Here is an 11,856-nt window from a genome sequence, read left to right as displayed (position 1 = left end):
ATATAATTAACAAGGAATTGTTGATTCTCATATACTAAATAAAATATACTATATTACAAAAGTAAGGAGGGAACGTATGAGAGACGTCACCTTATTAAATATATTTAACCATCATATCGCCCAAAAATATTTGAATCGTTCTGGGCTTGCCCATGCAATTGCTGTTGCCTATCATGCTTTCCATTTAGCAAAGGAGCATCAACAGGATGTGGATATTGCTGTAAAAGCAGGACTACTCCATGATATGGGACATTACACTTGGTATAAAAATGGAAAATGGGATTATGATTTGTATAAACAAAATGATATTCATGCCATTAAGGGGGCAGAAAGAGCTCATAAGCTTTTGATTCGGCTTGGTGAAAACCCGATTAAAGCGAAAACCGTTGCACTTTCCATACTATTCCATACCGACTCCTTTTTGCCTTCAAACGATATTGTGCGAACCCCACTTCAGCAGATTGTAAAATGGGCAGACGAAAAGGATGAAGAAGAAGGAGGTCTCCATCATTATCGAACAATTGATTACGAACGAGCAAAACAAAGTATTCTTCGTTTAGATCAAATGATTGATAAGGAATACGATTAAAAAAGGTCTGTGCTTAAATTGTCCAAGCACAGACCTTTGTTCATTGTTTTAACCTTTGCGTGAAAATCCTTCTTCTTTCAAAAATTCAACCGCTTCCTCATAGGTATCGAAGCTATTATCAAGATTCAACCCAAAGTAAATATTCCAGGCATCATTTTCATTTATCACTATTAACTGATTGTTTTCACTATCTACCCAGCGTTCCTCGTCTTTCGAATCTCCTATGATTGCTTCCTCAAATTCAATTTTTTCATTGGGTGATAACCTTTGTATAGAATCCTTTAAAATCTCGCGCAGTTGATCACTTGTAAAATCACGAATATTGACCAAACCTTTTTCATCTGTATCATATTGATCTAAATGTCCTGCATATATGAAGCCATTCCCATTTGGATGTAAATGATAAACAATATTCTTCTTATCAGAAATACTATTTGGGTACTGAAAATTGATTCTTCCTAAAGAAACGTTCTTTCTTTCTAATTCAGGGAAAGATTCGATAATAGCTAATTTTTCATTAAATGTAAGCATGCAATTCCTCCATTAGTTAATTCACATATTTTTAATCATACAGATTTATTGGCTAAAGGTAAAACTTTTTTAATATTTGACGGTACATTTTATTTTTAGAGAATATATTGGAAAATATTCAAAAAGTAGTGTAATATTACACTAAAGGAAAAATTAGGGATTCCTATATACTGATGTTTTTTATAGGAGGTTGAAATGGGGGGAATCAATTGGAGCCTATTAAAAGAGATGAAAAAAGAAAAATATTTAGACAAGAGCTATTCACTTTAAAAGATGAGGGTTATTTATCAGATGATATTGTGGGAACTGTGGCGAAAGCCCATCATCAATATCATATGGATTTAATAGAATCAGAGGCTAGTCAGCAAGTATCAGAAATAAGTACACCTATTCAACAAAAGGTATCAGCCAAACCACCAAAAGTGAAAAAGTCACTGACACCAGAAGAGATTCGTGAAAGAAATATTACCTGGTCATTAAATATGGGTGTGATTTTCCTGTTAATAGGAGGCTTGTTTGTCGCAACGAGTAATTGGGAGTCAATGACAAGCCTTATGAAGAGTGGGTCGATCGCTATTGTTGCACTAGTTTTTTATGGGATTGCTTTCTTAGCGAAACGAATCTTACATATAGATAAAACGGCCTTTGCCTTTATAGTCTTAGGTAGCTTGTTCTTACCAATCTTTATTCTGTCTCTGGGATGGTTTGGCCTTTTAGGGTCCTATTTATCCATTTATGGAGAAGGACGCTACCTTCTCGGAATGCTCGGAAGTTTTTTGCCTATTATTATGTACCTACTCTTCGCGAAGAAACTAGGCTCAAGATTGTTTGTGTGGTTCACATATGTATCATTTTCTGCTGGGATGGCATTTTTATTAGCAGGTGTCAAGTTAGAAATTGATTTTTTCTATTTTGGTATGATGATTTTTAATGCTGTTCTTATACTTGTATATCACCGGATAAAGAACACGGAATCCTTAAAATTATTTACAAAAGAATTTGTTCCATATGTACAGGTGAATCTTGTTCTTTGCACACTTTTTATGCTTTTTATCTTTAATAATGAAGTTATTTATAGCTTCAATCTATTCCTGACAGCAATCATATATTTATCAATGATGTATATCAGTGGAAAAAAGGAATATCATTTTATTTTCAGTGTATTAATTGTTTATGGGGCATATCAGTTAATTGAACATAGCTTCCTTGACTATTTCGGAGAAATTTTCTACGCTTTGATTGGTTTTGGTATAATGTTTGTTCCAAAAACTCTTGATGGGAAATTTAAGTTAGAAAAGGTCTTTCATTATACAAGTGCAGTGATATCAGGGTTTGCCTTTATTTATATTACTTTAGAAGGGATTCTACTTAGAGCTGGAGAACCTTCTATTGTACTTATGCTCGCGTATTTTATTATTGCAATCAATTTTGCGTATCTTTCTTATAATAACCCAAAATGGTTATTTCCTTATTTAAGTTCAGTTTTTGTTGCAACGGGTATTTACGAGGCTATTTCATATTGCGCTCAATCATTGTACTCGATCAACTTTTCGATAGCTCTTTCACTTACAGGATTTATTTTATTGACTGTATTTGGGCTTGCACCATTATACAAGTACTTAACAATCATCCAAATTGCCTCTAGAGATATTGGGTTAGCCATTATGGGGGTTGCCATGTTGGCCGCAGTCGCTTTCTTTTTCTGGTGGGAATTAGGGGTTATTCTCCTCCTGCTAATGGTAGCCGTCTATCTCCTATATAAAAAGGAAAAAAGAATAGTATTAAAGGGACTATTTGTATGGATATTACCATCCTCACTAGGTTTGTCAGTTGTCGCTTTTGGTGAAGAGTTATGTTCTACATCTACTGTTTATTATGAAGATTATGGTTATGCAGTTAATTTTGCAGCTAGTGCCTTTCTTGTCTTAGGGTCCAGATTTGTGTGGAATAGAATAGGTGAAATGGAAATAAACATAAAATCTCTTTACGTTGCACCAGTCCTTTATACCATCGCCATTTTTCATGCATTTATGAATCCTATTAATGAATTATGGGTGCAGCCTCTAGTATTAGTAGCGGGAATTGGAATGTATGGCTATCTATATAAAAAGGTTCAAACAAACTGTATTCCATATACAATCAGTGTGACAACATTACTAGCTTATTTTTCAATTATTCAAGCCATAAATGCAACTATTCCATTTGCTAGAGTTGTCGATTCTTTAATTCCCACAATCAGTTCTGTCCTCTTGTTGTTCATTGCCTTTCTTTACAGAATAAAGGACCGGAACTTAGCAAGTGCGTTTGCTTGGAATGGGCATATTTTGTTACCATTAGCCCTCGCTTTTACTTTGATTGCATACCAATCTGATGCCAGTTTCAGTTTCATGGTGGCTACCTTGGTATACGCACTAAGTACCAGAGTTGCTTCGAAGGAATGGGTTATCAAAGTATCTCTTTATGGGTGTTTCCTATCCTTCTTTGTTGTTGTATCAACAGGATTAAACACCTTTCTAAATCACTATAATGGGTTGTATGAATTCCCTATTACCAGCGGAATCATCTTCATGTTCATACTTCTCACCAATGAACTACATAAAAGGCGTACTATGTATTTTTTCGTCCCGTTCTCCATTATTGGAGTTACAGGTATGCTTTCGACCTACCCATTTGGCTTGGTTCCTTTTCTAGTAACGTGTGTCTATGTAATCTTACTCGTGTTTTATTTACACAAGAATCAGTGGGATATTTTAGGCATAATACCACTATTTTTAGCTTTTGTAGCAACAGTGGAATTTGTTTTCCTTACTGAAATGGATGAATGGGTTAAATTGCTTCTAGTAGGCGTATTAGGAATAATCATGACTTTAAGTGGTCATATGATCTATAAAAAACTATTTGAAAATGGTAAAAAAATGCACGAAATAAAGTTAGATGGGTATACATTCGTTTCGTTTTTATATTTTGGGTGTATGTACTTTTTGGAGAATCAATATTTTTGGAGTGATGCTTTACCTGGATTTCTAATTGCTCTAACACTATGGATGCAAAGGAGAAGAGTCCCCGCAGCTGTTTCCTATGTGATGTCAATTCTTGGGGGCACTTATTTACTTCAACCATATTATGCAATAATAAACGAATTAAATATTCCGCCTTTATGGGATCGAGAGGTACGTGTACTTCCTTTTATTGTTTTGGTTATATTTATCCGAAAAACTTTAAAAGGACGCTATTCAGAGATGTCGAAAATATTACAATGGGCAGTATTAATTATTGTGTCAATGTTATTAATACAGGATGGATTAGCGAGCAATACAATTTATGACGCCATCATTATTGGTTCCCTTTCCTTACTATCGATGATCGCTGGGATGTTCCTACAAATAAAATCTTATTTCTTTGTGGGAGCAGGGGTCCTGCTTTTAAATTTATTTCTCCAAACAAGACCGTACTGGGGCAATATGCCATGGTGGTTCTATTTACTAATCACCGGGCTAATTTTAATAACGATAGCAAGCTTTAATGAATGGCATAAACAAAAAGTTCAAAAAGGAGAATCAACCTTTATTACCTTCTTGAAGCAAAGGGTAATTAATAAGATTAAGCAATGGGATTAAGTAAGTTGATTAAAATAAAAAAGTTTGATATAATGAAATTAATTAAATAACTGTTGTACTTGGAGGAGTCTGTCACCAAGGGATATTTATGTCCTTTGGTTTGACAGACTTTTTTGTGTTTTTAAGGAAAGAGTCTGTTTGTAACTAAACAGACTCTTTTTAATTTTCTAAAAAGGAAAGGTGATTTTATGGAATTAATTTTCGAATTAGCAATTATTCTACTTGCCTCTAAATTAGCAGGGGACATAAGTGTAAAATTAGGTCAGCCATCCGTTTTAGGAAAGCTGTTGATCGGAATCCTTTTAGGTCCAGCTGTGCTAGGACTTGTCTCAGAAACAAAAACGTTAGAAGAAATAAGTCAAATCGGTGTCATTTTATTAATGTTTATAGCTGGACTGGAGACAGATGTTAATGAGTTTAAACGATCTGGGAAAGCTTCGGCATTAGTAGGTGTAAGTGGGATAGTTGTACCCTTGTTTGTAGGTTATATAGCCGGAATCATAATGAATATGACGAACATTGAGGCCATGTTTTTAGGCTTATTACTCTCAGCTACAAGTGTAAGTATTTCTGTTCAAGCTCTTAAAGAGTTAAATAAGATGCAGTCGAAAGAAGGAATAACCATTTTGGGTGCCGCGGTAATCGATGATGTTCTTGTCATTATCGCATTAGCGTTTTTAATGAGTATGGCAGGTGGAGACGTTAACTTAAGTATGGTCATTATTAAAAAGGTACTATTCTTTGGAGGCGCAATTTTAGTAGCTTGGAAGATTGTCCCGTGGGTCCTTGAGAAATTTGCTCCGTTAAAGGTAACTGAATCCCTCATTTCAGCTGCACTAATTATTTGTTTTTTGTATGCATATGTTGCGGAATTAACAGGTGTTGCTGCAATTATTGGAGCGTATATTGCTGGAGTAGCTATAAGCGTGACCAATTACAAGCACGAAATCTTTGAAAAGGTAGAGACAATTGGCTATTCTATTTTCGTACCTGTTTTCTTTACTTCTATCGGCGTGAAGGCAAGCTTTGATGGAATCACTCAACACATAGGTCTTATTATTGGGCTTAGTGTACTTGCGATTTTAACTAAATTGGTTGGATCAGCTTTAGGAGCAAGAATGGCAAAATTCACTTGGAGAAGCTCTCTTGGGATTGGAGCTGCAATGGTCTCACGTGGAGAAGTCGCCTTAATTATTGCGACAATAGGACTTGACACTAAGTTAATTAACCAAGAACTTTTTGCGATCTTAGTTATTGTGGTCCTAATAACTACTATAGTTACTCCACCAATGATGAAGTACTTTTTTAATACGCGTTCTGATGTGAGAGAAATGAAGCCATCTGCTTGAGGACAATAAAAAGAGGCTGACTCAAAAGCAAAGGTGTCAGACCCCTTATGAGTCAGCCTCTTTTTTACTACTTTTTTACGAGGCAGCTTTTGAAATTGTGATGTCTGTTTGCTTACCAACCGTTTTTAATCCATTGAAAAATCTAATGGTAAAAATAATTGAGGCTGCAATGACAAAGATACCACAAAGGGCTCCCACTTGGTCTGAACCGGTCCATTCTGGTAAATGTTCAGCCCACCGTCGTGGGGCACTTATTTTTCCTGCGTAAAGAAACGAGCCAGCAATTCCAGTAAAGAATAAGAAGTAAATTGAAATCGCAAATTTATCAAGTCCAGTTTGCTTTTGTGTACCTTCTGTTTTATTAAAGTAATACATAAATCCGAAAATCATGGCAACTACACCCATGCCCATGTACGTGTGAAAATGTCCAGGAACCCATTTAGTATTATGCATAACGTGGTTTACAACTATAGTCGCGTCAATAATGGCAGGAACCGCACCAGCCACCCATCCGAACATAGCTAAAAACATCATACTTGATGCAAAATCCCATTTAACAGCAGAACGAAATATGATCATTAATGCGCCGTATGCGGTAACAACCATTACCGGTAACCCATTTGCATATGAAAAAATTTGACCGATGATTAACATCCACTTTGGTACTGCAAAGTCCATTAATAAATGGTGAGTATAAATCATTAACGTGAATAACGTTGAGAAGTTCCATGCAATCAAAAAGGCTTTATTTGATTTCCACGGACGTCCTGTATACTCTGATAAAATTTCATAGACTGCAATAACAGCCATATAGATAGTGCAATTGGCAAAAATATGACCGAAAGCATAGGTTAGATGCTTTGCTAACATCGGATCAAAGGTCAAATTAGGATTTAAAATATTTAAGATTGATTCTACCAATGCAGTAGCTCCTGCAAGAATGCCTGTAGAATTTGCGATAATGACCATTGTTGTGGCAACCACTGCAGCAGGTGGCCCGTATCCTTTTTTTCCTCTAAAAATATAATCCCAACCAAGTGATTTACCTAAACCTCCAAATTCTTTTATGAGTCTAGCGGCTAAGTAAAAATACATGACCAAATATCCAACACCTAAAATGAGAAGACCAAAAAGAAATAGTAATGCACCAGTTGTTCCATTAATCTTCGCTGAAAAGGATGGAAGTGGGTAAAGAAAGGTCCAACCATCTGAAAAATTAAAGACAAAAATGGCTGTAAGAATCATTACGACACCGATCAAAGATAAGATGAGGTTTGTAAAAAACACCTTATGATTTAAGTGAATATACTTTGATAAAAAATACCACATGATTGCGCTTCCACCTAAAGCTGCAATACCGACCATTCCTGTTCCGTGTACGGTCATAATTTTATAAAATAATTGTGGTGAGATTTTAAATACATTTCCTTGATTTAATAACATCATGACGCCAAAAGTCATCATAAGTACCAGTACAACAGAGGTAACAAGTAAGGATAACGACACGCCTTTTTTTATGTAATTTCTAGACGAATTTTCCATTTTATTTACCTCCTTTCGGTTTAACAATGATATCCTTCATCATTACATGATGACCCGTACTGCAATACTCTAAGCATAGAATTTTATATGTTCCTGGTTTTTCAAATGTAATCGAAACAGTATTGGTATAATCTGGCATAGCTTGTGTTTGTGCGATTAGCTTAAGGTCTCTATCATAAAGTCCAAAACCATGTGTTACATCTTTACTAGTCACACGAAACTGTATAGGTTCTCCAACTACAAAGTCCTCATTGCTTAAAATCCAGCTAAACTGCATTCCTGTCACATCAACAACTTTACCATTCGCTTCAGCATGTGCATGCTGGTCATGGTAAGGAAGTTTGCTTAGTGATATCGCTGAAGCAAAACCCATTACAGCTAGTAACCCAAGAAAATAGAACTTACGAATCTTGTAGCCTTTTTCTTGAATTGGTCCATACTCTTTAAATTTTCTCGATTCCCCGTACACAAAAGAAAAAGCAAGTGCTAAGAGGAATACGAAAAATAATGTAGCGTACCACGCAATAGATTGGTACATAAAATCCCCTCCCGTTATATGAATATCAAACAAAAAGTCCCCCAACTACTTGTCTGATTCCAAATCCCATTGTAAACCCCTTTTTGTGAAAAAATAGTGAAATTTATCATACCTTACTAGTAATCTTTGAAAAAAGGACTTGTTCCTATGGAGTTTTGATTATTTTAAAACGACCCCCATGTTTAATAGAGAATAGACGAATCATTTTGTAAAGGAACCAACGATAGGTTCAAAACAAAATTCCATGGAGGTTAGATATGGGAATCGTTATTATTGATATCGACAAATTACTAGAAGCTACTTCGGGTCTAACATCTGAGAAAAGTGGTTATAAAGTAAACGCTGTTGAGATAGATCAATTACTTGAGAATACTCGCGATTGGTAAAACACATATTTTTGTTTCTCCACTCATAATCTTATATATATTCACTAAAGCCTTCTATTTAGATAGAAGGCATTTTTGTTTTCAAATAAAAAATTTCACACTAACTTGGTATGACGCTTTAAAGTGAAAAAATATTTTTTGTATTTCTATTGCTTTTGTCCAAAAAAAATACTAGAATAATTTCTAATATAAAAAATTTTTAGAAAATTAATTTTAAAGACATTAAGGGGGATCTAAATGAAGAAAACAGCTCGAGCATTATCCTTTGCATTAGCAGGTATGCTGATGTTAGCAGGTTGTGGAAGTAAGGAATCTTCAGGAGAAACAGGAAAGGGCGGGGCAGAGAAAGAATTTAAAATTGGCATTACCCAATTTGCGCCTCATCCATCTTTAGATGCTGCAACAGAAGGCTTTAAAAAAGCATTAAAGGACAAGGGAATTAAAGCTACATTCGACGAACAAAATGCACAAGCTGATATGAATAACACCCAAACCATTGCCAATAACTTTGTTGGAGATAAAGTGGATTTAATTTTTGCAAATGCTACTCCGAGTGCGACAGCAGCATTGAATGCGACGAAGGAAATTCCTATCATTTTCACTTCTGTTACAGACCCTGTAGGAGCGGGATTAGTTAAAGCATTCGATAAACCAGGGAAAAATATTACCGGTACCACTGATAACCATCCGGATGCAACGAAAAAAACAATTAACTTTATTACAGAAGAAGTGAAAGCCAAAAAGGTAGGAGTCATCTACAACTCTGGAGAACAAAATTCTGTTGTTCAGATTAAAGAAGTGAAGAAGCTGGCAGAAGAGAAGGGAGCAAAACTTGTAGAAGTTTCCGTGTCTACAACTGCTGAAGTAAAACAGGCCGCTGAATCTCTTGTAGGTCGAGTGGATGCAATCTACATACCAACAGATAATACAGTTGTTACTGCCCTTGATTCTGTAATATCTATTGCAAATAGCAAAAAGATTCCATTGTTCGTAGGTGAACTGGATTCGATGAAAAAAGGAGCGGTAGCTGCAAGTGGTTTTAGTTACTTTGATCTCGGTTATCAATCTGGTTTAATGGCAGCTGAAATTTTATCTGGAAAGAAAAAGCCATCCGAAATCCCAGTTGCACTTCCAAGCAGCTTAAAACTAGTCATTAATAAGTCTGCAGCTGAAGCACAAGGATTAAAGGTTAAAGATGATTGGAAGAAGCTAGGAGAGTTTTACGACGGAAAATAAGATTGAAACTATTTCAAGGAGGAGAACATTTCGGGGTTCTCTCCTTGATTTATACATAGGATAGTAAAGTAATGGTGTTTTTTTATGTAAAAAAATAGCCATAAAGAAGGGATGATTTCAATGTTTACAGCCATATTTGGATCTTTTGAGGCAGGTATCATCTATGCGATTATGGCGCTGGGCGTCTATCTTTCCTTTCGCATTTTAGATTTTCCTGATTTAACAGTGGATGGAAGTTTTGTAACGGGAGCAGCGATTTCGGCTGTCATGATCGCAAATGGGGCAAATCCATTTTTAGCGACAATCATGGCTTTGTTTGCCGGATTTGCAGCTGGCTGTATGACAGGCCTTCTACACACATTTGGAAGAATTAATAACCTGCTTTCAGGTATCCTTATGATGATCGCTCTTTACTCTATTAACCTTAGAATCATGGGTCGTTCAAATATACCTTTATTAAATACGGATACGGCTTTTACAAAAGTAAGTAGTTTATTTGAAAAGACAGGGATTGATTCTTTTTTTAATAGTATTCTTTCACTGATAGGTCTAGGTGATAGTCTTCCAGAAACATGGGGGATATTGATTTTTATGATTATTGTTACCTTGCTGATTAAGTTCTTAACCGATGTTTTCTTACAAACAGAAATTGGGCTTGCTGTAAGGGCAACAGGTGATAATAAACGAATGATTCGCAGCCTTTCAGCCAATACCAACCTTCTTGTTGTTCTTGGATTAGGCTTATCCAATGCTTTAGTTGCGTTCTCAGGTGCACTCATCGCACAACAAGGTGGATTTGCGGATGTTGGTATGGGAATAGGAATGATAGTCATTGGTTTGGCATCAGTAATAATAGGTGAAGCTTTATTTGGTACAAAGACGATTGCGAGAACTACACTCGCCGTTATTGGTGGATCCATTATATATCGAATTGTCATTACATTAGCTTTACGGGTTGAATTCTTAGATCCAGGAGATATGAAACTAATTACTGCACTCATTGTTATTATTGCTTTAACTACACCGAAAATCGTAGATGGTTCTAGAGAGAGAAAGCGGAAAGCAAAAAGACGAAACGAAAGAATAAACATAGTACAGGCTTCCGCAGTGGCAAAGGGGGAAAATCATGCTGCACTTAAGTCAGATTCATAAAATCTTTAATGAGGGAACACCAGATGAGAAAGTTGCCATTGATCATATTAACCTTGCTCTCGAACCAGGGGATTTTGTCACAGTGATTGGCAGTAATGGGGCAGGTAAGTCGACACTAATGAATATTATCTCGGGTGTACTATTTCCGGATATCGGGGAAGTTCATATTGGTGGTAAAAATGTGACTCAAATGTCTGAATTCAATCGTTCAAAAATGATTGGTCGTGTCTTTCAGGACCCTATGGCTGGAACAGCTCCTAGTATGACCATTGAAGAAAACTTGGCAATGGCTTATTCTAGAAATAAAACTAGAACACTTAGGTGGGGCGTAACAAAAAAAAGACGTGAATATTTCCGTGACGTTCTGGAATCTTTGCATCTAGGGTTAGAAAATCGTCTCAATGCAAAGGTTGGTTTATTGTCAGGTGGGGAACGGCAGGCTCTATCCTTATTGATGGCCACATTTACAGAGCCTTCAATCCTGTTATTAGATGAACATACAGCAGCTCTTGACCCATCGAGGGCAGAGCTTATAACCGCACTGACAAAGGAAATTGTTGAGAAATACAAACTGACCACACTAATGGTTACACATAATATGCAGCAGGCTATTGACCTGGGGAACCGTTTAATTATGATGGATAAAGGCCAAGTAATCCTTGAGGTCAACGAAGAAAATAAGAAGCATCTTACAATCGAAAGTTTATTAAGTGAGTTTAAGAGAATTCGTGGGTCACAAATGGCAAACGATCGGGCCATTCTGTCATAGAAAAAAATTTTTTTTTAAAGTTTTTTTTGGATAGACGCCCTCTTAGAGGAATATTTCCAACGTGTATTTGTTGCAAACTACCTGTTTATTCAGGTAGTTTCTTTTGTGTTTTTAGGGAAATAACTGATTCAAATGATATTTCTTTAG

General features: G+C 36.0%; 10 protein-coding genes. 7 read left to right on the top strand and 3 right to left on the bottom strand.

Features of this window, described 5'->3' with window-relative positions; translation table 11 throughout:
* Positions 1-76: 76 nt before the first annotated feature.
* The gene (locus AC3A54_RS00345) at positions 77-589 is read left to right on the top strand and encodes an HD domain-containing protein (protein ID WP_487652979.1); all 513 of its coding nucleotides are present in this window, start codon (positions 77-79) and stop codon (positions 587-589) included.
* Positions 590-637: 48 nt separating this feature from the next.
* Here the strand turns inward: AC3A54_RS00345 and AC3A54_RS00340 are convergent, their stop codons facing one another.
* Complete coding sequence (locus AC3A54_RS00340; protein WP_487652978.1) at positions 638-1,120, bottom strand: hypothetical protein; 483 nt, start codon at positions 1,118-1,120, stop codon at positions 638-640.
* Between the two features lie 209 nt (positions 1,121-1,329).
* Here AC3A54_RS00340 and AC3A54_RS00335 point away from each other — a divergent pair, with 209 nt between their 5' ends.
* Positions 1,330-4,737, top strand: a complete 3,408-nt coding sequence (locus AC3A54_RS00335; RefSeq protein WP_487652977.1) for a hypothetical protein — start codon at positions 1,330-1,332, stop codon at positions 4,735-4,737.
* 188 nt (positions 4,738-4,925) lie between these two features.
* A complete protein-coding gene (locus AC3A54_RS00330) occupies positions 4,926-6,086 on the top strand; it encodes a cation:proton antiporter (protein ID WP_487652976.1) in 1,161 nt (386 codons plus the stop codon).
* A gap of 75 nt (positions 6,087-6,161) precedes the next feature.
* Here the strand turns inward: AC3A54_RS00330 and AC3A54_RS00325 are convergent, their stop codons facing one another.
* Both AC3A54_RS00325 and AC3A54_RS00320 read right to left on the bottom strand, forming a co-directional pair.
* Positions 6,162-7,628, bottom strand: a complete 1,467-nt coding sequence (locus tag AC3A54_RS00325) for a cbb3-type cytochrome c oxidase subunit I (protein WP_487652975.1) — start codon at positions 7,626-7,628, stop codon at positions 6,162-6,164.
* A gap of 1 nt (position 7,629) precedes the next feature.
* Positions 7,630-8,166, bottom strand: coding sequence for a cupredoxin domain-containing protein (locus tag AC3A54_RS00320; protein ID WP_308083616.1), 537 nt, complete (start codon positions 8,164-8,166; stop codon positions 7,630-7,632).
* A gap of 257 nt (positions 8,167-8,423) precedes the next feature.
* Between AC3A54_RS00320 and AC3A54_RS00315 the strand changes: the two genes are divergently transcribed.
* From AC3A54_RS00315 to AC3A54_RS00300, 4 genes are all read left to right on the top strand, one after another.
* Entirely contained in the window at positions 8,424-8,552 is a 129-nt protein-coding gene (locus tag AC3A54_RS00315) for a hypothetical protein (protein WP_487652974.1), read from the top strand.
* A 237-nt stretch (positions 8,553-8,789) separates the two neighbouring features.
* Positions 8,790-9,788 carry an ABC transporter substrate-binding protein gene (locus AC3A54_RS00310; RefSeq protein ID WP_335547309.1) on the top strand — a complete coding sequence of 333 codons (999 nt, stop codon included), beginning with the start codon at positions 8,790-8,792 and terminating at the stop codon, positions 9,786-9,788.
* A 120-nt stretch (positions 9,789-9,908) separates the two neighbouring features.
* The gene (locus AC3A54_RS00305; RefSeq protein ID WP_335531509.1) at positions 9,909-10,940 is read left to right on the top strand and encodes an ABC transporter permease; all 1,032 of its coding nucleotides are present in this window, start codon (positions 9,909-9,911) and stop codon (positions 10,938-10,940) included.
* The gene (locus AC3A54_RS00300) at positions 10,915-11,709 is read left to right on the top strand and encodes an ABC transporter ATP-binding protein (protein WP_487652973.1); all 795 of its coding nucleotides are present in this window, start codon (positions 10,915-10,917) and stop codon (positions 11,707-11,709) included. The genes AC3A54_RS00305 and AC3A54_RS00300 overlap by 26 nt, the downstream gene beginning before the upstream one ends.
* Positions 11,710-11,856: the final 147 nt, after the last annotated feature.

This window comes from Neobacillus sp. Soil_C_43, assembly GCF_057656715.1.
The sequence above is the reverse complement of the archived record's forward strand: the minus strand, read 5'-3'. Positions and strand labels throughout refer to the sequence as shown.

Bases quoted from the DNA above. Each gene is read 5' to 3' on its own strand.
- AC3A54_RS00325 (WP_487652975.1), bottom strand. From the start codon at position 7,628: ATGGAAAATTCGTCTAGAAATTACATAAAAAAAGGCGTGTCGTTATCC.
- AC3A54_RS00330 (WP_487652976.1), top strand. From the start codon at position 4,926: ATGGAATTAATTTTCGAATTAGCAATTATTCTACTTGCCTCTAAATTA.
- AC3A54_RS00315 (WP_487652974.1), top strand. From the start codon at position 8,424: ATGGGAATCGTTATTATTGATATCGACAAATTACTAGAAGCTACTTCG.
- AC3A54_RS00340 (WP_487652978.1), bottom strand. From the start codon at position 1,120: ATGCTTACATTTAATGAAAAATTAGCTATTATCGAATCTTTCCCTGAA.
- AC3A54_RS00310 (WP_335547309.1), top strand. From the start codon at position 8,790: ATGAAGAAAACAGCTCGAGCATTATCCTTTGCATTAGCAGGTATGCTG.
- AC3A54_RS00300 (WP_487652973.1), top strand. From the start codon at position 10,915: ATGCTGCACTTAAGTCAGATTCATAAAATCTTTAATGAGGGAACACCA.
- AC3A54_RS00320 (WP_308083616.1), bottom strand. From the start codon at position 8,166: ATGTACCAATCTATTGCGTGGTACGCTACATTATTTTTCGTATTCCTC.
- AC3A54_RS00345 (WP_487652979.1), top strand. From the start codon at position 77: ATGAGAGACGTCACCTTATTAAATATATTTAACCATCATATCGCCCAA.
- AC3A54_RS00305 (WP_335531509.1), top strand. From the start codon at position 9,909: ATGTTTACAGCCATATTTGGATCTTTTGAGGCAGGTATCATCTATGCG.